This is a genomic window from Pseudomonas helleri, assembly GCF_045830615.1.
GTDB lineage: Bacteria > Pseudomonadota > Gammaproteobacteria > Pseudomonadales > Pseudomonadaceae > Aquipseudomonas > Aquipseudomonas helleri.
In genome coordinates, this window is sequence record NZ_CP174501.1 from 265708 (window position 1) to 286499 (window position 20792).

Annotated in this window: 19 protein-coding genes and 1 riboswitch; of the genes, 8 read left to right on the forward strand and 11 right to left on the reverse strand. The window is 58.9% G+C overall.

Features of this window, described 5'->3' with window-relative positions; all coding sequences use genetic code 11:
- Positions 1 to 7 precede the first annotated feature (7 nt).
- A complete protein-coding gene (locus ACJJU9_RS01255; protein ID WP_048370921.1) occupies positions 8 to 625 on the forward strand; it encodes a PAQR family membrane homeostasis protein TrhA in 618 nt (205 codons plus the stop codon).
- A gap of 144 nt (positions 626 to 769) precedes the next feature.
- Here ACJJU9_RS01255 and ACJJU9_RS01260 read toward each other — a convergent pair whose 3' ends face one another.
- Together ACJJU9_RS01260 and ACJJU9_RS01265 are read right to left on the reverse strand one after the other, a co-directional pair.
- Complete coding sequence (locus ACJJU9_RS01260) at positions 770 to 1618, reverse strand: formate/nitrite transporter family protein (RefSeq protein WP_048370919.1); 849 nt, start codon at positions 1616 to 1618, stop codon at positions 770 to 772.
- A 114-nt stretch (positions 1619 to 1732) separates the two neighbouring features.
- Complete coding sequence (locus ACJJU9_RS01265) at positions 1733 to 2134, reverse strand: acyl-CoA thioesterase (protein ID WP_047279442.1); 402 nt, start codon at positions 2132 to 2134, stop codon at positions 1733 to 1735.
- 198 nt (positions 2135 to 2332) lie between these two features.
- Positions 2333 to 2439: riboswitch (S-adenosyl-L-homocysteine riboswitch) on the forward strand.
- A gap of 22 nt (positions 2440 to 2461) precedes the next feature.
- Between ACJJU9_RS01265 and ahcY the strand changes: the two genes are divergently transcribed.
- The 3 genes from ahcY (at position 2462) to ACJJU9_RS01280 (ending at position 7026) form a co-directional block, all read left to right on the forward strand.
- Entirely contained in the window at positions 2462 to 3871 is a 1410-nt protein-coding gene (ahcY, locus tag ACJJU9_RS01270) for an adenosylhomocysteinase (RefSeq protein ID WP_048370915.1), read from the forward strand.
- Positions 3872 to 3942: 71 nt separating this feature from the next.
- The gene (gene metF, locus ACJJU9_RS01275) at positions 3943 to 4788 is read left to right on the forward strand and encodes a methylenetetrahydrofolate reductase [NAD(P)H] (protein ID WP_407729890.1); all 846 of its coding nucleotides are present in this window, start codon (positions 3943 to 3945) and stop codon (positions 4786 to 4788) included.
- A 396-nt stretch (positions 4789 to 5184) separates the two neighbouring features.
- Positions 5185 to 7026, forward strand: coding sequence for a DEAD/DEAH box helicase (locus ACJJU9_RS01280; RefSeq protein WP_123750819.1), 1842 nt, complete (start codon positions 5185 to 5187; stop codon positions 7024 to 7026).
- Positions 7027 to 7097: 71 nt separating this feature from the next.
- On the opposite strand, the gene ACJJU9_RS01285 is transcribed toward ACJJU9_RS01280, so the two are convergent.
- On the reverse strand, positions 7098 to 7676 hold the full coding sequence (locus ACJJU9_RS01285) for a YceI family protein (RefSeq protein WP_048370909.1): 579 nt from the start codon (positions 7674 to 7676) through the stop codon (positions 7098 to 7100).
- A 32-nt stretch (positions 7677 to 7708) separates the two neighbouring features.
- On the reverse strand, positions 7709 to 8260 hold the full coding sequence (locus ACJJU9_RS01290) for a cytochrome b (RefSeq protein ID WP_048370907.1): 552 nt from the start codon (positions 8258 to 8260) through the stop codon (positions 7709 to 7711).
- Positions 8261 to 8545: 285 nt separating this feature from the next.
- Here ACJJU9_RS01290 and ACJJU9_RS01295 point away from each other — a divergent pair, with 285 nt between their 5' ends.
- A complete protein-coding gene (locus ACJJU9_RS01295; RefSeq protein WP_407729891.1) occupies positions 8546 to 9952 on the forward strand; it encodes an adenosylmethionine--8-amino-7-oxononanoate transaminase in 1407 nt (468 codons plus the stop codon).
- Positions 9953 to 10054: 102 nt separating this feature from the next.
- Entirely contained in the window at positions 10055 to 10774 is a 720-nt protein-coding gene (locus ACJJU9_RS01300) for a 16S rRNA (uracil(1498)-N(3))-methyltransferase (RefSeq protein ID WP_153329411.1), read from the forward strand.
- Between the two features lie 87 nt (positions 10775 to 10861).
- Here the strand turns inward: ACJJU9_RS01300 and ACJJU9_RS01305 are convergent, their stop codons facing one another.
- Entirely contained in the window at positions 10862 to 11827 is a 966-nt protein-coding gene (locus ACJJU9_RS01305; protein ID WP_407729893.1) for a GlxA family transcriptional regulator, read from the reverse strand.
- A gap of 191 nt (positions 11828 to 12018) precedes the next feature.
- Between ACJJU9_RS01305 and ACJJU9_RS01310 the strand changes: the two genes are divergently transcribed.
- The gene (locus ACJJU9_RS01310) at positions 12019 to 12660 is read left to right on the forward strand and encodes an HD domain-containing protein (protein WP_123750823.1); all 642 of its coding nucleotides are present in this window, start codon (positions 12019 to 12021) and stop codon (positions 12658 to 12660) included.
- 9 nt (positions 12661 to 12669) lie between these two features.
- Here ACJJU9_RS01310 and ACJJU9_RS01315 read toward each other — a convergent pair whose 3' ends face one another.
- From ACJJU9_RS01315 to ACJJU9_RS01325, 3 genes are read right to left on the reverse strand one after another with little or no spacing between them, the layout of a single operon-like run.
- Positions 12670 to 13572 carry a transporter substrate-binding domain-containing protein gene (locus ACJJU9_RS01315; RefSeq protein ID WP_407729894.1) on the reverse strand — a complete coding sequence of 301 codons (903 nt, stop codon included), beginning with the start codon at positions 13570 to 13572 and terminating at the stop codon, positions 12670 to 12672.
- A gap of 26 nt (positions 13573 to 13598) precedes the next feature.
- The gene (locus ACJJU9_RS01320; RefSeq protein WP_153368256.1) at positions 13599 to 13949 is read right to left on the reverse strand and encodes a RidA family protein; all 351 of its coding nucleotides are present in this window, start codon (positions 13947 to 13949) and stop codon (positions 13599 to 13601) included.
- A gap of 30 nt (positions 13950 to 13979) precedes the next feature.
- Complete coding sequence (locus tag ACJJU9_RS01325; RefSeq protein WP_407729895.1) at positions 13980 to 15305, reverse strand: D-amino acid dehydrogenase; 1326 nt, start codon at positions 15303 to 15305, stop codon at positions 13980 to 13982.
- Positions 15306 to 15329: 24 nt separating this feature from the next.
- Here ACJJU9_RS01325 and ACJJU9_RS01330 point away from each other — a divergent pair, with 24 nt between their 5' ends.
- Positions 15330 to 16262 carry a LysR family transcriptional regulator gene (locus ACJJU9_RS01330; RefSeq protein ID WP_407729896.1) on the forward strand — a complete coding sequence of 311 codons (933 nt, stop codon included), beginning with the start codon at positions 15330 to 15332 and terminating at the stop codon, positions 16260 to 16262.
- Between the two features lie 504 nt (positions 16263 to 16766).
- On the opposite strand, the gene ACJJU9_RS01335 is transcribed toward ACJJU9_RS01330, so the two are convergent.
- The 3 genes from ACJJU9_RS01335 to ACJJU9_RS01345 all read right to left on the reverse strand — a co-directional run bounded on the left by ACJJU9_RS01335 (position 16767) and on the right by ACJJU9_RS01345 (position 20551).
- On the reverse strand, positions 16767 to 18758 hold the full coding sequence (locus ACJJU9_RS01335) for a pyrroloquinoline quinone-dependent dehydrogenase (protein WP_353233043.1): 1992 nt from the start codon (positions 18756 to 18758) through the stop codon (positions 16767 to 16769).
- A 1-nt stretch (position 18759) separates the two neighbouring features.
- On the reverse strand, positions 18760 to 19131 hold the full coding sequence (locus ACJJU9_RS01340; protein ID WP_048370882.1) for a hypothetical protein: 372 nt from the start codon (positions 19129 to 19131) through the stop codon (positions 18760 to 18762).
- Between the two features lie 154 nt (positions 19132 to 19285).
- Positions 19286 to 20551: a cation:proton antiporter gene (locus ACJJU9_RS01345; protein ID WP_401094065.1), complete on the reverse strand. Its 1266-nt coding sequence runs from the start codon at positions 20549 to 20551 to the stop codon at positions 19286 to 19288.
- Between the last annotated feature and the right edge of the window lie 241 nt (positions 20552 to 20792).

Here is a 20792-nt window from a genome sequence, read left to right on the forward strand (position 1 = left end):
GTTGCACATGTATCACGGGGAAAAGCTCAACGCCTGGACCCATTTGGTGGGGGCTGTGGCGGCTGCGGCAGGCAGTATCTGGTTGTTGGTGGTGGCGTGTCTGGACGGGAGTCCGCAAAAAATTGTCAGCGCGGCCATTTATGGCGTGACGCTGGTGCTGCTGTACAGCGTGTCGACGGTTTACCACAGCGTGCGTGGGCGTTCGAAGGTGATCATGCAGAAGTTTGATCACCTGTCGATTTACTTGTTGATTGCCGGCAGTTACACGCCGTTTTGCCTGGTGACGCTGCACGGACCGTGGGGCTGGTCGTTGTTCGGGATTGTCTGGGGCATGGCGGTGATCGGCATGCTGCAAGAGATCAAGCCGCGTTCTGAAGCGCGCATTTTGTCGATCGTCATTTACGCGGTGATGGGCTGGATTGTGCTGGTGGCGGTCAAGCCTTTGCTGGCTGCGCTAGGGACCGCGGGCTTTATCTGGCTGGCCACGGGCGGGGTGATGTACACCGTGGGGATTATCTTCTTTGCCCTCGATCACCGCCTGCGGCATGCCCACGGCATTTGGCACCTGTTCGTCATCTGCGGCAGCCTGCTGCACTTTGTGGCTATTGCGCATTACGTGATTTAGGCGACTGTAGGCGCCCGCTTGTCTTGTGAACTTTTAAAAAGATCAAAAGATCGCGAGACAAGCTCGCTCCTACAGATTTGCGTTGCTGCGATCGGGCGCGCAGCGGCCGTAAACCCGCTCAATAGCCAAGATCAAAAGGCCGTATTACGCTTTTTTCAGCGGCTTTTTGGTGTCGCTGCGGATTTGCGCGTGGCTGATCAGGGCGAAGATAAAACTGCCGCCGATGATGTTGCCGGCCAATGTCGGGCCGGCAAAGATCAACCAGAAGTCTTTCCACGGCAATTCTCCCGCAAAGACCAGATAGGACACCTCAGCGGTGCCGACCACGATGTGGGTAAAGTCACCGAGCGCCATCAGGTAGGTGATGAGGATGATGATCCACATTTTGGCGCTCTCCATGGACGGGATCATCCAGACCATGGTTGCAATCATCCAGCCAGAGACAATGCCTTTGGCGAACATTTGGCTGACGTCGTTTTCCATGACCTTGCGCCCGATTTCCAGAAAGGCCTCGTCGGTCGGGGTATCGAAAATCGGCAAATGCAGCATCACGTAGGCCACCAGAAAAGTACCCATCAGGTTGCCGATCAGCACCACGGACCAGAGCCGGAACAACCGCCCGAAGTTATTCAGGGTGGGTTTGCTCATGATCGGCAATACCGCCGTCAGGGTGTTCTCAGTGAACAATTGCTGGCGAGCGAGAATGACTGCCAAAAAGCCCGCGCAGTAACCAAAGCTGGCGATGACCTTGAACCCTTCGGCGTCGGGCAGGCGAGAGTTGAGCAAGCCCATGGCCATCAACGACAAGCCCATGGTCAGGCCCGCCGCCAGGGCTGACCAGAACAGGGCGGCAATGCTGCGCTCCAGCTCCTGATCACCTTGCAGACGAATGATTTCGTGCAGGACAGCGGCACGCGGGGGCTGGTTTTTGCTGATGTCGTGCTTTTCATCAGGCGACAGATTGGGCGTTTTACCGCTGTTTTCAGTGTTCATGAGCGCATGACCGGTGGCGTGTATAAGCGTACGACACGCGCCATCGGTAGCTGTTCACTCAAAACCTGTAATCGCTGCCGCAGCCCGCGGCAGCGGGGACAAGGTCAAAGGTAATCAGGCCTGATTTTCATCCTGGAACTGGTCTTTGACGTACTTGATCTCGGTGCGGCCGTGCGGTGCTGGCAGGCCGTCTTCACCGAGGTTGACGAAGACCATTTTGTCGACCGTCAGGATGCTTTTGCGGGTGATCTTGTTGCGCACTTCACAGGTCAGGGTGATCGAGGTGCGACCAAACTCGGTGGCGGTGATGCCCAGCTCGATGATGTCGCCCTGGCGCGAGGCGCTGACAAAGTTGATTTCGGAGATGTACTTGGTCACGACGCGCTGGTTGCCCAACTGAACAATGGCGTAGATCGCCGCTTCTTCGTCGATCCAGCGCAGCAGGCTGCCACCGAACAGGGTGCCGTTGGGGTTGAGGTCTTCGGGTTTAACCCATTTGCGGGTGTGAAAATTCATGTTCGCTCCTGACCGTCTTGCCTTAGATGCCGGCCATGATGTCAGACCTCGGCGCTCAGCTCTATTAACCTTGGACTATGGTCTCGATTAAGCAAATAAAAAAGCCTTGGATAAACCCTTGGGAACCCAGGCGCGGATGGCTATAATCTCCCTCGCTTCAAAAACGGTCATGTTCACCCGGTACCGTTTTCCCGCCACCTGTCCGAGGGGCGCTGCAGCAGGTTTAACCTGTCAGGCTCGGATGGGGCGTTGTTTGTTCAGGGTTCCCTGGGCAAGCACTAAACGCACAACGGCGCCCATTCGCGATTAAACGAATGGAGGCTCTTAATGAGCGCTGTAAACACGCCTGCAGGTTTTACCGACTATAAAGTCGCTGATATGTCCCTTGCCCAATGGGGCCGTCGCGAAACCTTCATCGCTGAATCCGAAATGCCGGCCCTGATGGGTCTGCGTCGTCGGTATGCCGCAGAACAACCGCTCAAGGGCGCGAAGATTCTGGGCTGCATCCACATGACCATCCAGACTGCCGTACTGATCGAAACCCTGGTTGCCCTGGGTGCCGAAGTGCGTTGGTCGTCGTGCAACATCTTCTCGACTCAAGACCAGGCCGCTGCCGCTATCGCTGCTGCCGGTATCCCGGTATTTGCCTGGAAAGGCGAGACCGAAGAAGAGTACGAGTGGTGCCTGGAGCAAACCATCTTGAAAGATGGCCAGCCTTGGGACGCCAACATGATCCTCGACGACGGCGGCGACCTGACCGAGCTGCTGCACAAGAAATACCCGGCCATGCTGAAAAAGATCCACGGCGTGACTGAAGAAACCACCACCGGCGTACACCGTCTGCTGGACATGCTGGCCAAAGGCGAGCTGATGATCCCGGCGATCAACGTTAACGACTCGGTGACCAAAAGCAAAAACGACAACAAGTACGGCTGCCGTCACAGCCTGAACGATGCGATCAAGCGTGGTACTGACCACCTGCTGTCCGGCAAGCAAGCGCTGGTCATCGGCTACGGTGACGTGGGCAAGGGTTCGGCCCAGTCCCTGCGTCAGGAAGGCATGATCGTTAAAGTCTCCGAAGTTGACCCGATCTGCGCCATGCAAGCGTGCATGGACGGCTTTGAAGTGGTTTCGCCGTTCATCAACGGCCAGAACGATGGCACCGCAGCCAGCATCGATGCTGCACTGCTGGGCAAGATCGACCTGATCGTGACCACCACCGGTAACGTCAACGTGTGCGACAAGAACATGCTGGCTGCGCTGAAAAAACGCGCTGTGGTGTGCAACATCGGCCACTTCGACAACGAAATCGACACCGCTTTCATGCGCAAAAACTGGGCATGGGAAGAAGTGAAGCCACAAGTGCACAAGGTACATCGCACTGGCGCTGGCGAGTTCGACCCACAGAACGACGACTACCTGATCCTGCTGGCCGAAGGCCGTCTGGTAAACCTGGGCAACGCCACAGGTCACCCAAGCCGCATCATGGACGGTTCGTTTGCCAACCAGGTACTGGCGCAGATCTTCCTGTTCGCCCAAAAATACGCTGACCTGCCTGCCGAACTGCAAGCTGAGCGTCTGACCGTAGAAGTACTGCCGAAGAAACTGGACGAAGAAGTGGCCCTGGAAATGGTTCGCGGCTTCGGTGGCGTGGTCACTCAACTGACCCAGCAACAAGCTGACTACATCGGCGTGACGGTTGAAGGTCCGTTCAAACCTGAAGCGTACCGTTACTGATTGGATCGCCAAGCCCGCCCCCTGATGGGGGCGGGCTTGTATTCGGCTTTTGTATTGCCAAGGATTTGACCATGTCCCAAGACCGTCGTTACAGCTTCGAGTTCTTCCCGACCAAGACCGATGCTGGACATGAAAAACTGATGAACACGGCTCGCCAACTGGCGACCTACAACCCGGATTTTTTCTCCTGCACCTATGGTGCCGGTGGCTCGACCCGTGACCGCACGATCAACACCGTGCTGCAACTGGAGAGCGAAGCCAAGGTCCCTGCGGCCCCGCACTTGTCGTGTGTCGGTGACAGCAAAGATGACTTGCGTGGCCTGCTGACCCAGTACAAGGGTGCAGGTATCAAGCGTATTGTCGCGCTGCGTGGCGACCTGCCTTCGGGTATGGGGATGGCCAGCGGTGAGTTGCGCTATGCCAATGACCTGGTGAGCTTCATTCGTGAGGAAACCGGCGACCACTTCCATATTGAAGTGGCGGCATACCCTGAGATGCACCCTCAGGCACGCAATTTCGAAGACGATATCAGCAACTTCGTGCGCAAGGCCAACGCTGGCGCCGACAGTGCGATCACCCAGTACTTCTTTAACGCCGACAGCTACTTCCGCTTTGTTGAGCGCGTACGTGCGGCCGGCGTCATGATCCCGATCGTGCCGGGCATCATGCCGATCACCAACTACAGCAAGTTGGCGCGCTTCTCCGACGCTTGCGGTGCAGAAATCCCACGTTGGATTCGCAAGCAACTGGAAGCCTACGGCGATGATGCGACCAGCATCCAGGCGTTTGGCGAGCAAGTGATCAGCGAAATGTGCGAGCGTTTGCTCGATGGCGGCGCACCGGGCCTGCACTTCTACACCTTGAACCAGTCTGAGCCGAGCCTGGCGATCTGGAACAATCTGAAGCTGCCACGCTAAAACCGTGTAGTCGCTGCCGCAGGCTGCGATGGGCTGCGCAGCGGCCCCGGCGTTGATGCAAACAGCGAAGGCCCTTCGGGCCTTATCGCAGCCTGCGGCAGCGACTACAGGTTTTTGTCATGTGGCTTGTGCCCCTACAAAACCGTTGAGCAGCATGAAATCGGCGCGCCGTGATTGCTCTGTTATACTCCGGGTTTTCCGCCAGGCTTACGCCCGGCCGCTCGTCCTTGTACCCGGCATTCAACCCCGTGACTGCGCAGCTTCCAGCCCGCGCGAGCGATGTGAATGAGCCTCAGGACTGGAGCAGGACCGGACGGGATTGCGTCACCTTAAACGCCATTCACGCCAGGCAAGACTATCCCTTTGGGCCAAGCCCTAACTAGAACAGGATTACTCATGTCCTTTGCTTCCCTCGGTCTCTCCGAGGCTTTAGTCCGCGCCATTGAAGATGCGGGCTATACCGAGCCTACTCCGGTGCAACAGCGGGCCATTCCCGCCGTGTTGCAAGGTCGCGATTTGATGGTTGCGGCCCAGACAGGTACTGGTAAAACCGGCGGCTTCGCTCTTCCGATTCTGGAAAAGCTGTTTCCCAACGGCCACCCGGACAAATCCCAGCGTCACGGCCCACGCCAACCTCGCGTGCTGGTCCTGACCCCGACTCGCGAACTCGCAGCCCAAGTGCACGAGAGCTTCAAGCTCTATGCCCGCGACCTGAAGTTCGTCAGTGCCTGCATCTTCGGCGGCGTCGGCATGAACCCGCAGGTTCAAGCCATGTCCCGCGGTGTTGACGTGCTGGTGGCGTGCCCGGGTCGTTTGCTCGACCTGTGCGGCCAGGGCAGCGTTGACCTCTCTCACGTAGAAATTCTGGTGCTCGATGAAGCCGACCGGATGCTCGACATGGGCTTTGTCCATGACGTGAAAAAAGTCCTCGCGCGTTTGCCTGCCAAGCGTCAGAACCTGCTGTTCTCGGCGACGTTCTCCAAGGACATCACCGATCTGGCCGGCAAGTTGCTGCGCAACCCTGAGCGCATTGAAGTGACGCCGCCCAACACCACGGTTGAGCGCATCGAGCAGCGTGTTTTCCGCCTGCCTGCGACCCACAAGCGTGCCTTGCTGGCCCACTTGATCACCGCAGGTGCCTGGGAGCAGGTGCTGGTATTCACCCGCACCAAGCACGGTGCCAACCGTTTGGCTGAATACCTGGACAAACACGGCCTGAGCGCTGTGGCCATCCACGGTAACAAGAGCCAAAACGCGCGTACCAAAGCCCTGGCCGACTTTAAAGCCGGTTCTGTGCGCATTCTGGTTGCCACCGACATTGCAGCGCGTGGCCTGGACATCGACCAGTTGCCGCACGTGGTCAACTTTGAACTGCCGAACGTAGATGAAGACTACGTTCACCGTATCGGCCGTACGGGCCGTGCCGGTCGTTCGGGCGAAGCGATTTCCCTGGTCGCACCCGACGAAGAAAAACTGCTCAAAAGCATTGAGCGCATGACCAAACAGAAGATCGCTGATGGCGACCTGATGGGTTTTGACGCCAGTGCCGTAGAAGCTGAAAAGCCTGAAGTGCGCGAGCGTCCGGATGTGCGTAACCCGCGCAACCCGCCACGTGGCCCACGCGGCGACGGTCCGGGTAATCCGGGCGGTGGCGGCGGTCGTAAAGACAAAGGCAAAGACAAGGGCAAAGAAAAACCTGCAGCGGCACGCGGCGAGCGTCCAGCCCGTGAGCAAAAGCCACGCAGCGCCCAGCCTGCCCGTGAGCAGCGTCAACCAACCCCTCGTGCCGACGCCAACCGTGCGCCGGACGAGTTCCGTGATGACGATGTGGATAACTTTGGTAACCGCGCTGATTACGTCAGCCCGTACCAAAACAAAAACAACCAGGGCCGCGACCGTCGTCCGGGCGCTCCGGCGCAAGGCGCTGGCACTCCGGCCCGTTCGGGTGGTCGTCAAAACGGCCCGCGTACCGGCAGCGGCGCCAGCACTGGCACCCCGCCAGCCAAGCGCAGCGGCCCACGCAACGGCGCGCCACGTGATGGCCAGGCCCGTCGCGACAACCGCCCGGCGCGTGATACTGCGCGTCAAGAGCCAGCGGTTAAAGGCCCACGTGAGAACCAGCCGAAGATCATGCACAAAGAGTCCAAAAGCGATCGCTTTTTGACCCCTGAGCAGCTGGATCAACTGCCGAACCGCCCTCGCGGCGAGAAGCCTGCACTGCTGACTCGCAACCGCTGAGTTAACGCTGCACAAAAAACGCCCCGGCTCTCGCAAGCCGGGGCGTTTTTTTTAGCCATCTAAAAGCGCTATTACTTGGCCTTCACGCCTTCCAGCGAGATGTCCAGGTCCAGTGTTTGAGCGGTTGGGCCCGGGCCTTTGATGCCGAAGTCGTTCAGGTTCAGCGTGGTGGTAGCGTTGAAGCCAGCACGTTCGCCGCCCCATGGATCCTTGCCTTCGCCGTTGAATGTGGCCTTAAAGGTCACAGGCTTGGTCACGCCGTGCAGCGTCAGGTCGCCGGTAACGTCAGCTGTCTTGTCGCCAGTTGGCACCACTTTGGTCGACTTGAAGGTCGCTTCAGGGTATTTGGCGACGTCCAGGAAGTCTTTGCTGGCGATGTGCTTGTCACGTTCTGCGTGGTTGGAGAACAGGCTGGCGGTTTGCAGAGTGATGTCAATTTTGCTGTCGGCAGGTTTGGCCGCATCCCACGAGAAGGTGCCTTTCCAGTCCTTGAACGTGCCGTGCACGAAGCTGTAGCCCAAGTGGCTGATTTTCCAGTCGATGAAAGCGTGCTGGCCTTCTTTATCGATGGTGTAGTCGGCAGCCATGGCTTGACCGGCGGTCAGCAGAGCAGTCCCAAGTGCCAGAGCAGCGAGCGTCTTTTTCAACATGCGTTCTATTCCTTTTGAATTGAGGTTGAGCATCAGGCTTTGCGGCCCAGCATACGTTTTAGGGTCGCATCACGGTCAATGAAGTGGTGTTTAAAGGCAGCCAGACCATGCAGAACAGCAAAGATCACCACGGTCCAGGCCAGCCACAGGTGCACAACGCCAGCAACATCAGCCTGATTGGGCAGGCTGGAGATCAGTGCCGGTACTTCAAACAGACCGAAGACAGGGATACCCACGCCTTCGGCCGTCGAGATCAAATATCCCGCGATCATGAGGGCAAACAAGCTCAGGTACAGAAAAGCGTGACCGAACTTGGCGCCGATACGGGTTGCAGGGCTATACGTTTCTAAAGCAGGGGGTGGCGGGCTGATGAACCGCCAGACAACACGGATCAACATGACCGCCAACAGCGTCAGACCGATACTTTTATGCAGGTCCGGCGCTTCTTTACGCCAAGGGTCATAGTAGTCGAGACCGACCATCCACAAGCCCAATGCGAACAACCCAAACACGGCCAGCGCGACTGACCAGTGCAGGAAAATACTCACGGCACCATAGCGAGAAGACGAGTTACGTAGCTGCATTGCCAACATCCTGTGGGAATTGACGTTAAGACTAATGGTTTACCTATCGAATGAAAGCGCATTTTTTTGCTGCAAAACATCGATAAATACGATCTGTAGCCTGGGGATCATGCATTAAGCAAACGTTAACAATAGCCGTATGCGTCTTTTATGCCGAGCCGTGCCTTGAATGTAAATATGCGTGTCTATGGATAAACGTAATGACTTGTGACGAGCCTGCGCATTGCATAGGCTTGCAGGCTTGTTTGCCCGCAGACGCCGGGAACCAGCGCCAGGAGAGTGGAAATGGGCCTGAATAATCAATGGATGCAGCGCGATCTTGCCGTGTTGTGGCACCCCTGCACCCAAATGAAAGATCACGAACAGTTGCCGCTGATCCCCATCAAGCGCGGTGAAGGCGTGTGGCTCGAAGACTTCGAAGGCAAACGCTATCTGGATGCCGTGAGTTCCTGGTGGGTTAACGTGTTTGGCCACGCCAATCCGCGTATCAATCAGCGCATCAAGGACCAGGTCGACCAGCTGGAGCACGTGATCCTCGCGGGGTTCAGCCATCAGCCGGTGATCGAGTTGTCCGAGCGCCTGGTCAAGATGACCCCTGAGGGCCTGACGCGCTGCTTCTATGCCGACAATGGTTCGTCGTGTATCGAAGTCTCGCTGAAGATGAGCTTTCACTACTGGCTCAACCGCGGCCAGCCTGACAAAAAGCGCTTCGTAACGCTGACCAACAGCTACCACGGCGAAACCATGGCCGCGATGTCGGTGGGTGACGTGCCGCTGTTCACCGAAACCTACAAGGCGTTGCTGCTCGACACGATCAAAGTGCCGAGCCCCGATTGCTACTTGCGCCCTGAAGGCGTGAGCTGGGAAGCCCACTCGCGCACGATGTTCCAGGCCATGGAACAGACCCTGGCCGAGCACCATGCCACGATTGCGGCGGTGATTGTCGAGCCGCTGATTCAGGGCGCGGGCGGTATGCGCATGTACCACCCGGTGTACCTCACGTTGTTGCGTGAGGCCTGCGACCGATATGGCGTGCACCTGATCCTCGACGAAATCGCCGTGGGCTTTGGCCGTACCGGGACAATGTTTGCCTGTGAACAGGCCGGCATCACGCCAGACTTCCTGTGCCTGTCCAAAGCCTTGACCGGTGGCTACTTGCCGCTGGCGGCATGCCTGACCACCGATGAGGTGTACAGCGCGTTCTACGACGACTACCCGACCCTGCGCGCCTTCCTCCATTCCCACAGCTACACCGGCAACCCGCTGGCGTGTGCGGCGGCGTTGGCCACGCTGGATATTTTTGAAGACGACAACGTCATTGAAAACAACAAGGCACTTGCCCAACGCATGGCCAGCGCAACGGCCCACCTGGCCGACCATGCCCATGTCTCGGAAGTGCGTCAGACAGGGATGGTGCTGGCAATAGAAATGGTCCAGGACAAAGCCACTAAAACGGCTTACCCGTGGCAGGAACGACGCGGCCTGAAAGTCTTCCAGCACGCGCTGGAACGGGGTGCGTTGTTGCGCCCGTTGGGCAGTGTGGTGTATTTCTTGCCGCCTTACGTGATTACCCCCGAGCAGATCGACTTTCTGGCTGAAGTGGCCAGCGAAGGGATCGACATCGCGACGCGCACGGACATCAGCGTGGCCGTGCAGGCGAACTTCCATCCAGACTTCCGCGACCCGGGTTAATTTTAATCCCCTGTAGGAGCAAGCTTGTTTCGCGATCTTTTTTAAAGCCAAAAGATCGCGAGGCAAGCTCGCTCCTACAGAGGGCTTTTTCAGAGAATTTAAATGAGATTGTCCCGCTTCTTTATCGACGCCCCATTGAGCCTCGGTGAGCATGAACTGCCTGAAGCCCAGGCGCATTACATTGGCCGCGTGCTGCGCATGGCCGAGGGCGATGCCCTGCAAGTGTTCGACGGCTCGGGTCAGGAGTTTCTGGGGCGCTTGCTGGAAGTCGGCAAAAAACGTGTGCGCGTGGTGCTCGACGAAACCTTTGCCGGGCAAGTTGAGTCGCCGTTGGCCATTCACTTGGGCCAAGGGTTGTCCCGTGGCGAGCGCATGGACTGGGCGATTCAAAAGGCCACTGAGTTGGGCGTGACGCAAATTACTCCGATCATGAGTGAGCGTTGCGAAGTGCGGCTCAAGGACGAGCGTGCTGACAAACGCCTTATGCATTGGCGGCAAGTGGCGATCAGTGCGTGTGAGCAGTGCGGCCGTTCGCGGGTGCCGGTGATTCACCCGCCGGTATTGCTCAGTGACTGGATCAAAACCACCGAGGCCGACCTCAAGCTGGTGCTGCACCCGGTGTCAGCGCCGCTGACCAGCCACGCCAAGCCTGCGCGCCTGGCGTTTTTGATCGGCCCGGAAGGCGGGTTGACCGACAACGAAGTGGAGCACGCTCAAACGGCAGGCTTCCAGCCGGCCCGCCTCGGTCCGCGGGTGCTGCGCACCGAAACGGCGCCCGTAGTCGCGCTGGCCGTGGCCCAGCAACTGTGGGGTGATTTCTAAACGATTGACCTGTAGGAGCGAGCTTGTCTCGCGATCTTTTGATCTTTAAAAGATCGCGAGGCAAGCTCGCTCCTACAGGAATACTCGTTACGCCATCACCGCGAAGTTCGCCCGGAACTGCTGCGGCGACACGCCCAGCCTGCGCATGAACACGCTGCGCAGGTGATGCGCATCGCGAAAACCGCATTCGTAGGCCACGGTCTTGAGGGCCAGCGCCGGGTTTTCCAGTAAGGCGCGGGCCGCATCCACCCGCGCACCTTCAACAAATTGTGCCGGGGTAATACCGGTGTCACGGGCAAATACCCGAGAGAAGTTGCGCGGGCTCATGTTGGCCGCTTGCGCCAGTTCACCGATGGTCAGATCCGCACGCAGGTTGGCCTGCACAAACCGTTGCACCGCCGCCACCGGCGAATCGTCCGGGGTAGTCGCTGTCAGAAACGGGCTGAACTGCGACTGCCCGCCCGAACGCTGGGTAAACACCACCAGCCGTTTGGCCACGCTGAGTGCGACCTCGGGGCCATGATCCTGGCACAACACATACAGCGACAGATCAATCCCGGCCGTCACCCCGGCCGACGTAAACACGTTGTCGTCCTGCACATACAAGCGATCGGCTTCCATTTTGGCGCTCGGGCACAGGCGCGCCAAGGCTGCGACATCGCCCCAGTGGGTGGTCACACGTCGGCCGTCCAGCAAGCCTGCGCGAGCGAGCATCAACGCCCCGTTACAGATCGAACCAAAGCGTCGCGAGCGGCGGCACAGCGTGCGTAACCAGCTATAAAACGCCGGGCCAAAATCCTGATCGGGCAGGGCCGGGCCGCCCGCGCACAAGACCAGGTCGTAGGCCGTGCTGGCCTCGGTGAAATGCCGATGGGCCTGGATCGTCAAGCCGTTGGAGCAGGCCAGCAAGCCTGCCTCCAGACCCAGCACCTCCAGTTGATAGCGCTGAGCGGGCGGCAGAAACACATTGGCCTCGGCGAACACATCCATGGGGCCGGTCACATCCAGGGCCTGCACGCCGGGGAAAACGATCAATGCGATCTTCAAGGTCATCAGGGTTCGCCGTCTGAGGGGTGATACATCAAATACCGCCGCCGCCCGGTGTGGCAAGCCTGTTGAAAGGGGTGGCCGGCATTGCCACCTGATTGGCACGAATCGCACCTGTATGACGATTGTTGCCATGGAGGGGGCGGTCCACACTGAACTCAGCAGCGCCACCCCGGCGCTTGATCGAGGAGTTCGCCATGAGTCAGACCATCGCAGGCATCGTCATTCCGGACAGCGCCTTGGCCAAAGCTACGACCGAATACATCCGTGATGTGGAGTCCGATCTGCTCTATAACCACTCTCGGCGGGTGTTCTTGTTTGGCGCGCTGAGCGGCCAACGCAAGCAATTGGCCTATGACCCGGAGCTTTTGTACGTGGGGGCGATGTTCCATGATCTGGGCCTGGTTGAAGGCCATCGCACAGACACCGAGCGTTTTGAAGTCGACAGCGCCAACAACGCCAAAGCTTTCATGAAACCCTTTGGCCTGAGCGACGATGATGTCGAGCAAGTCTGGTTGTCCATTGCCCTGCACACCACGCCGGGCGTGCCGCAACACCTTCGGCCGAACGTGGCGCTGGTGACGGCGGGCGTAGAAATGGACGTGCTGGGCATTGATTATGCGGCGTTCCCCACTGAGCAACGCGAAGCCGTGGTGCATGCGCACCCGCGTGGCGAAGGCTTCAAGGAATGCATCCTCTGCGCCTTCGCCAACGGCTTCAAACACCGCCCCGACACCACCTTCGGCACGGTTAACGCTGATGTGCTGGTGGACATCGACCCAAGCTTCAAGCCACTGAACTTCGTCGAGATCATCCGCACGTCGCCGTGGGTGTCGTAAGCCTGGGGTTTACTCCACCGGATCGCTCACTGGCTTGGCGATGATTTGTTTCAGTTCGGCGGTCATCGGGAACTCCAGGTTCAGGCCATTCGGTGGAATAGGCTGCTCAAACCAGCGCTGATAGATGCCGTTGATCTCGCCCGACTGGTACAGATCCGCCAGCGCCTGGTTCACCACAGCCAGCAACTGCGGATCGTCCTTGCGCACCATGCAGCTGTAGATTTCACGCGACTGCTCGTGACCCACCACCACCCAGTTGTGTGGGTCGCGGGCTTTGGCGCGTTCGCCGTAGAGCAGCGCGTCATCCATGTAAAAGGCCACGGCACGGCCGGTTTCGAGCATCTTGAACGCCTCGCCATGGTCTTTGGCACTGATCACGTTCATGTTCATCTTGTGGTCGGCGTTGTAGCTCTTGAGAAAGCGCTCATTGGTGGTGCCCGCCGTGGTCACGACGTTCTTGTCGCGCAGGTCGTCAAAGCCCTTGATGCCGCTGTTTTTGGCGGTCAGCAACTGGCCTTTGACGTAGATAAAGCCATACGAAAACGCCACCTGTTTTTGCCGCTCGGCCGTCACGCCGGTTGAGCCGCACTCCAGATCAACCGTGCCGTTTTGCACCAGCGGGATCCGGGTTTGCGAGGTCACCAGGTTGTATTTGACCTTCAGTGGCGCGCCGCCGACTTGCTGCTGGATGCGCTCGACGATTTTGTTCGCCAGCTCCACCGAATAGCCCATCGGCTTGCCTGTGTTGTCGCCTACGTAGGAAAAAGGCACCGAAGCATCGCGATAACCCAGGGTTATGCTCCCGGAGTCAGCGACTTTTTTGAGCGTGCCCTGCAACGGCGCTTCGCTGGCGTGCAGTGAGTGGCTGAGCAAAAGGCCCAGCGTGCAACTGATCAAGGTGAGCTTTTTCATCTTCTTATTCTCCGGTTTCAAGCTGATTAGCGACGGGCAGCAATCACGCTGATTTCCACCAGCACCTGCGGCCGGGCCAGTTGCGCTTGCAGCGTGGTGCGCGTCGGCGCCTTGCCCGCAGACAGCCAGGCAGACCACACCGCGTTCATGGGCGCGAAGTCGCGCTCAATGTTTTGCAGGTAAATCGTGGCGTTGAGGATGTGGTCCTTGCTGCTGCCGGTTTCGGCCAACAAGGCGTCGATCTTGCTCAGGACTTCTTCGGTCTGCGCGGTAATGTCCTCGCTACCGGTCGGCACTTGCCCGGACAGAAACACCAGCGCCTCATAGGTCGCAGCGGCGCTTAAACGGTCATTGCTGTGAATGCGGTGAATCGTCATCGGGCATTTCCTTAAGGTGTGGGTCAATGGTCAGGCGGCGTGCAAGGCCAGACCTTGCAGGTCAATGGAGGTTTTGCGGTGTGCAATCAGCTCGCTCAGCAAGCGCCCGCTGCCGCAAGCCAGGGTAAAGCCCAGCGCGCCGTGGCCCAGGTTTAGCCACAAGTTGCGGTAGCCGCTGGCGCCCAGAATCGGTACGCCGCTGGGGGTGGCCGGGCGCATGCCCGCCCACTCAATGGCGTGTTGGTAATCGCCCGCTTCGGGGAAGGTGCTTTGGGCCAGCTGGCGCATTTGCGCGAGGCGCTTGGGGTCGAGTGAGGCATCAAAACCGACGATGTCGACCATCGCGGCAATGCGCAATTGTTCGCCAATGCGGGCGTACACGATCTTGCGGTCGTAATCGGTGATGCTCACATTGGGGGCTTTGCCGGGGTCGCTCAACGCCAATGTGAGGCTATAACCCTTGAGTGGGTACAGCGGCAGATTCAGCCCCGGCAGGCTCAAGGCCGGGCTGTTATGGCCCGCTGCGAGCACCAGTTGATCGACCGGCAGCACCTCGTCGCCCATGTGCACGGCCTTTACCTCACCGTGCTCGTGATGCAAACGGGTGACGGTTTTGCCCAGCAAAAATGTGCAGCGCCCCGAGGCCTGCAAACGGGCGAACAGCTGTTGGCAGAAGGCGTGACAATCGCCGACCTCTTCATCGGGGGTGTAAATGCCGCCGACAAATGCGGAACCTTGCAAACCGGGCTCCAGGGCCGAGCATTCGCTGGCAGAGAGCGCTTGCTGAAACGAGCTGTGGATAACTTTTTGCCGGGCCTTGGCGAAGTGCGACGGTTCGCGAAAAGCCACCAGCTTGCCGTTACGCCGCCATTGGAACCCGTCCAGATGATCTTCCTCGCGCCATTGCTGCAACGTGGCCTGGCTCAGCAATGCCAAACGCAGCAAATGTGCGCCATTGCGCTGATTGACCGACCCCCGGCAGGCGGCCACAAACGAGGCCAGCCAGCGCCATTGCGCCGGGTCCATGCGCGGGCGCAGTTTGAGCGGTGAGTCGCCGCGCAACATCCAGCCCAGCGCCTGCAATGGCACGCCAGCATCGGCCAGCGGGGCGACATAGCGGTACGACAATTGGCCGCCGTTGGCAAAGCTGGTCTGGCTGCCGAGCGTCGGACGGGCTTCGATCACACTCACGTCAAAGCCTTCGCGCACCAGCGCATACGCCGTTGCCAGCCCGATAACCCCACCGCCGATGATGCAAACACGCTGTGCCATGTCAGTCCTTACCCACTGTTGTGCGGGTTTCAGATTAGGGGCAGGTGACAGGCGCTGAACAATGATTAAAGATGCTTCACCCATAAACAAAGGTTATGGACTGCCGCCATGCGCTTGCGCCACATCGAAATATTCCAGGCTATTCGCCAGACCGGCTCCATCAGCGCCGCCGCCCAGTTGCTGCATGTCTCGCAACCTGCGGTGAGCAAGGTTCTGCAGCATGCCGAGATGCAACTGGGGTTTGCGTTGTTCTTGCGCGTGCGCGGCAAACTGCAGCCCACCCCCGAGGCGCTGCTGCTGGAGCGCGAGGTCGAAAAAGTCAGCGAGAGCGTGCAAGGCGTGCAGCGTCTGGCCGAAAGCTTGCGGCGTACACCGGGGCATCGCTTGCGCATCGGCAGCACGCCTGCGTTGGCGTTGTCCTTGTTGCCGCCAGTGATTGGCGAGTGGACGCGCCGCTACCCCGACAGCCGCTGTGAACTGGCGAGCGCACACAGCCGTGAACTGGTGCAAAGCCTGCTGATGCGTGAACTGGACGTAGCGCTGACCTTGAAACTGCCCGACCACCCGGGGCTCAAGGCCCAAGCATTGGCCCACAGCGTGCTGGTCGCGTTGGCGCCGCGGGGTTATTGGAGCGAAGACCGTGAAGGCGAGTCGCTGGCGCTGCATGAACTGGCGGACGCACCATTGATTGGCCTGAGCAGCGCCGACCCGCTGTTTGCGCGCTTGGACAGCTACCTGAAAACCATCGAGCCGCCCCCGCGCATCAACATTGCGGTGCAGACCTACTCGCTGGCGCGAGCGATGGTGGAATCGGGAGCTGGGTTGGCCGTGATAGACCCGTTCACCGCCCTGGGCGCCTCACCGGCAAGCACCGTCATCCGCCCGTTGAGCCCGGCCTTGCCGATCACCCTGTACGCCCTGACCCGCGCCGACGAAGCGCCGGTGCATCTGCTGGAAGGGTTACTGGAATTGTTCGCCGAGCGAGCCAATGAACAGCTGCGGCGGATAGAAGGCGCTGACGCCACTCGTCGGGGGGATTGATGCTTCAATCATTGCCGATTGATTTGTTTGGGACAGAGATTACGTTAGGGCTTTAGAGCGATGCATGCGGAGGGTTTTTATGCAAAGGAGTTCATTGTTTCAAACGCATCGTGGCCGAGTGAACAGACTGTCTAAAGCAGCGGTACTCTGCGATGAGCTTAAGCATATTGATGCTGTTTCTAGAGGACAGGCCCTTCTAACTGTTCAAGTGAGTAGGCTGTGGGATGGCTGGTTTGAGGGAGAGGGTGTCACTGCAGATTTTATGAGCAGCGCAGATAAACCACTAGCCCAGCAACGGGATGAATCTCTGTAGCAGTTGACGAGCCTTGCGAGGCTACGTCCGGCGGTGCAGCCGTCGTAAACGGGTTATCGAGGTTCTTCAGTTAAATCGGGTTTTGTGGGTTTACGATCGCTTCGCAATCGGACGCAGCCTCGCAGCCTCGCAGGCTCGACAGCTGCTACGAGGTGCCTCACAGGGTCATAGACCCTGTGAGGGCTTCGCGTTTACTTCGGCAGCGCGTACACCACCACTTGGTCGCCCACTTGATCTTTCATGATCGAGTTGCCGCCTGCGACAAAGGCCACGTATTGCTTGCCTTTGTATTCGTACACCGCAGGGTTGGCGACGGCGGGGGCCATGACGATGTCAGACCACAGTTCTTTACCGTCATCCAGTGCGTAGGCGCGTACCTTGGCGTCCATCGAGGCGCCAATGAACACCACGCCACCGGCTGTCACCGCCGGGCCACCAATGGTTGGCGAACCCATGTCTGGCGGCATGTACCAGCCCCACTGTTGAACAGCCCCCATCGGACGACGCCATTTCACGTCACCGGTCTGCATGTCGATTGCCACCAGTTCACCGAACGGTGGAGCCCAGCACGGCATGCCGGCCCAGTTCTGCGCGTTGACCAACGACATGCCGTAAGGCGCGCCGATTTGTGGGTAGAAGCCGTTTTCGTTACCGGATTCTTTAGGCTGTTTGTCGTAGGCCTCGCGATCCCACAGCTTGATCATCTGCACGATGTGCGAGGTGTTGACGATGGCGACCTGGCTGACCGGGTCGAACGCTACGCCACCCCACTGCACACCACCGGCGCTGTCCGGGTAGGCCAGCACGCCATTGCCTTTGAGGCCGGGCGGCGAGTACATGCCGTTGTATTCCAGGCCGTCCCACATCTTGCTGCACTGGCCAAAGCCGACAATGTCAGCGATTTTCCAGATGGCCGGTTTTTTCGACTGGTCCAGCAGCGGTGCAGGCTTGGTCGGGAACGGTTGGGTCGGTGAGTAGACTTCACCCTTGGCTTCGCCTTTAGGCACCGGACGTTCTTCAATCGGCCACACGTCTTCACCGGTGCGACGGTCCACGGTGAACAGGAAGCCCATTTTGGTCGCTTGTACCAGCGCCGCCACAGGTTTGCCATTCACGGTGATGTCCATCAGCGTCGGCGCAGAGTTGATGTCGTAGTCCCAGATATCGTGGTGAACCCACTGACGCGACCACACGACCTTACCCGTGTTGATGTCCAACGCCGTGGTTGAGGTGCCCAGCGGAATCGGGTTGGTGCGGTTGCCGCCCCAGTAGTTGGGCGACGGCGAAGACACGGGGATGTACAGCAACCCCAGCGCCGGATCATAGGACATGGCGGTCCAGATATTGGCGGTACCGGTTTTGCCGGCTTCTTCTTCAGGGATCGGTTTGAATTCCCATTCCAGCTCGCCAGTGCGGGCGTTCAGGGCAAACAGCGAGCCTGGCGATTCGACTTCGTATTCCCAGTCTTTACCGGCCCAGCCCACGATCAGCTTGTCGCCGATCACGGTAGGCGGTTGCAACTGCGACAACGGCCATTTGTTGTTCTGCTTGTTCCACTGGTTAACGTCCACAACGCCATTTTTGCCGAAGTTTTCGCACGGTTTGCCGGTGTCAGCATCGACGGCGTACAACTGCGCGGTCATGTTGCCCAGGTACACCATCTTCTGACAGGCAACACCCGCTTGCGGGTTTTTTTCCTGCCAGTAGGACACACCACGGGACTTCAGCGCGGGCTGGGTTTCGGCCACCAATGCGGACTTAGTGTCATATACCCACTTCTCTTTGCCGGTCTCGGGCTCAAGGGCAATGATGCGGTAGAACGGCGTGCCGACGTACAACGTGTCGTTGGCGAAGATAGGCGTGGCGGACCAGACGGTGGCTGGAGTTTTACCGGTGCCGTCAGACATGTCCCCGGTGAAATACTGCCAGACCTTCTTCAACTGCCCGACGTTGTCCTTGTTGATTTGCGTCAGCGGCGAGTACTTCTGCGAGCTGAGCTGGCCGTGGAAGGTGTCCCACTCTTTACCGGTCGGAATCGGCAGTTTGGCGTCTTCAGCCGAGACGCTGGACTGTGCCAGAAGAGGCGGCGGAACCACGTAGGTGGTGTCTGCATGGGCTGTAGAAATGCCCGCAAGCATACAAAGGGCAGGTGCTGCCAAAAGGTTCTTTTTCATTGTGCTCATCTCACGCGCTCCTTGTTGGCTTGCTGCCAAACGTTTCAATGAGGACACCTACAGCGCACACAACCAGCACGGCGGCAGTCCACCAGCCATGTAGCAACAAGGCGGCAAAAAACGTCCCGATAACACCTACCCAAGCCAGGAACAGGAAGAAAGCCCTGGCCCCTCCGGCCTCTGTCTTGATCAGTAACAGGCCCAGGATAAACAGCACAAACTCGGCCAGCATGGCGACCATCGCGCCACCGGAATCGGTTATTCCGGATAACGGCGTAAAGAACCGCCACGCAGTGATACACAAAGCAATCAACGCGGTGATGATCACGATGTAAGCGCCGAGATGGCGCCGGGGTGGTGCATAGGCAGCAGACGAACTCATCACTTTCTCCTTTCGTGACGTACTTTTTTACATTTTGAAAGGAGTGTAGCCAAGCTGACGGGAAACGCCGGGAACAGGACGAAATGAGCGCCGGGCTGCGATTGTTGACGATCAACAATCGCAGTCCGGGTCGGTAGAGCGGGGGGTTTGAGGCTTAATGCGCGTGTTCGGATTCAGCAGGTGCTGGCGCATCTTTGGTGACGTGGCTGACCAGTTTGCCGATGGTCAGGCCTTGAAGCAGGATCGAAGACAGCACCACGATGTAGGTGATACTCAGGATCAAGTCGCGCTCCGGGCCCAACGGCAACGCCAGGGCCAAGGCCACCGATACACCGCCACGCAGGCCACCCCAAGTGAGAATGCGGATGGTGCCACGCGGCACGGTGCGCCAGCGACGCAGCAGCACAATGGCCGGGGCCACGGTAAGCAGGCGCGAAAGCAGAATCGCCAGGGCCAATACGCCGGCCGCCAGCAAGTGCAGCCACGAGAATGGCAGCAGCAACAGTTCCATACCGATCAACGCAAACAGCAGCGCGTTGAGCATGTCATCGAGCAGTTCCCAAAAGCCGTCCATGTAGCGGCGGGTCATGTCGTTCATGGCTTTGTTGCGGCCCAGGTTGCCGATGATCAAACCAGCCACCACCATCGCAATCGGCGCAGACACGTGCAGCTCACTGGCCATGGCCGAGCCGCCGATCACCAGCGCCAGGGTCAGCATCACCTCAATCTGATACTGCTCGATGCTTTTGATCATCAGGTACACCAGGTACCCGATCAGGCCACCAAACACCACGCCGCCAATGGCTTCGTGGGCGAACAGCATGGCGGTCGCGCTCAGGCTCGGGGTTTCGCCCAGTTGCACGATGCCGAGCAACACGGTGAACACCACGACCGCGGTGCCGTCATTGAATAACGACTCGCCCACAATGGTGGTTTTCAGCGGCTTGGACGCGTTGGCCGTACGCAACACACCGAGTACGGCGATCGGGTCGGTCGGGGAAATCAGCGCACCAAACAGCAAGCAATACAGGAAGCTGATGTGCCAGCCGAACAGCTCGAAAATGTAATAAGCGAGGCTGCCGATGACTGTGGTCGCGATCAGCACACCGAAGGTGGCCAGCAGGCCAATGGGCCAGCGATAACTGCGCACGTCATTGAAGTTAACGTGCAAGGCGCCGGCAAACAGCAAGAACGACAGCATCCAGTTCATCAGCAAATCGCTGAAGTCGATCTGGCCGATCAGCTCTTGCACACGGTCTTCGAGCCCCGGAAACCCGAGAAAACTCAAACCCTGCAACAGCAGCGAAAACATAAGGGCAGTGACCATGACGCCAATCGTTGGCGGCAGGCCGATAAAGCGGTAATTCACATACGTGAGTAGTGAAGTCAGGCAGATAAACGCAGCAACAAGCTCAAGCATCCGGGATCCTGTGGTGGCGTGAGTGAATGGAAGCCCGAACGGGTCGGACTGTGTGTTTGATGTAACCGCAGCGCTCAGGGACACATCTTTACCCGGCACACCCTGGGTTAAGCGTAGGCGTTGGTGCAGGTGGCGGTGGTTTGTTTGGACCCACGCAACGCGCAAAAGATCGCTGGAAGTTTAGACCGCGGCTGTTACAACCAAGCGAGCGCCAGCAGCGCCAAGAACCTTTTGGCCGCCC

Bases quoted from the DNA above. Each gene is read 5' to 3' on its own strand.
- ACJJU9_RS01340 (WP_048370882.1), bottom strand. From the start codon at position 19,131: ATGAGTTCGTCTGCTGCCTATGCACCACCCCGGCGCCATCTCGGCGCT.
- ACJJU9_RS01315 (WP_407729894.1), bottom strand. From the start codon at position 13,572: ATGAAAAAGCTCACCTTGATCAGTTGCACGCTGGGCCTTTTGCTCAGC.
- ACJJU9_RS01255 (WP_048370921.1), top strand. From the start codon at position 8: ATGTATCACGGGGAAAAGCTCAACGCCTGGACCCATTTGGTGGGGGCT.
- metF (WP_407729890.1), top strand. From the start codon at position 3,943: ATGTCCCAAGACCGTCGTTACAGCTTCGAGTTCTTCCCGACCAAGACC.
- ahcY (WP_048370915.1), top strand. From the start codon at position 2,462: ATGAGCGCTGTAAACACGCCTGCAGGTTTTACCGACTATAAAGTCGCT.
- ACJJU9_RS01295 (WP_407729891.1), top strand. From the start codon at position 8,546: ATGGGCCTGAATAATCAATGGATGCAGCGCGATCTTGCCGTGTTGTGG.
- ACJJU9_RS01345 (WP_401094065.1), bottom strand. From the start codon at position 20,551: ATGCTTGAGCTTGTTGCTGCGTTTATCTGCCTGACTTCACTACTCACG.
- ACJJU9_RS01300 (WP_153329411.1), top strand. From the start codon at position 10,055: ATGAGATTGTCCCGCTTCTTTATCGACGCCCCATTGAGCCTCGGTGAG.
- ACJJU9_RS01335 (WP_353233043.1), bottom strand. From the start codon at position 18,758: ATGAGCACAATGAAAAAGAACCTTTTGGCAGCACCTGCCCTTTGTATG.
- ACJJU9_RS01280 (WP_123750819.1), top strand. From the start codon at position 5,185: ATGTCCTTTGCTTCCCTCGGTCTCTCCGAGGCTTTAGTCCGCGCCATT.
- ACJJU9_RS01325 (WP_407729895.1), bottom strand. From the start codon at position 15,305: ATGGGTGAAGCATCTTTAATCATTGTTCAGCGCCTGTCACCTGCCCCT.
- ACJJU9_RS01265 (WP_047279442.1), bottom strand. From the start codon at position 2,134: ATGAATTTTCACACCCGCAAATGGGTTAAACCCGAAGACCTCAACCCC.
- ACJJU9_RS01290 (WP_048370907.1), bottom strand. From the start codon at position 8,260: ATGCAGCTACGTAACTCGTCTTCTCGCTATGGTGCCGTGAGTATTTTC.
- ACJJU9_RS01330 (WP_407729896.1), top strand. From the start codon at position 15,330: ATGCGCTTGCGCCACATCGAAATATTCCAGGCTATTCGCCAGACCGGC.
- ACJJU9_RS01310 (WP_123750823.1), top strand. From the start codon at position 12,019: ATGAGTCAGACCATCGCAGGCATCGTCATTCCGGACAGCGCCTTGGCC.
- ACJJU9_RS01305 (WP_407729893.1), bottom strand. From the start codon at position 11,827: ATGACCTTGAAGATCGCATTGATCGTTTTCCCCGGCGTGCAGGCCCTG.
- ACJJU9_RS01285 (WP_048370909.1), bottom strand. From the start codon at position 7,676: ATGTTGAAAAAGACGCTCGCTGCTCTGGCACTTGGGACTGCTCTGCTG.
- ACJJU9_RS01320 (WP_153368256.1), bottom strand. From the start codon at position 13,949: ATGACGATTCACCGCATTCACAGCAATGACCGTTTAAGCGCCGCTGCG.
- ACJJU9_RS01260 (WP_048370919.1), bottom strand. From the start codon at position 1,618: ATGAACACTGAAAACAGCGGTAAAACGCCCAATCTGTCGCCTGATGAA.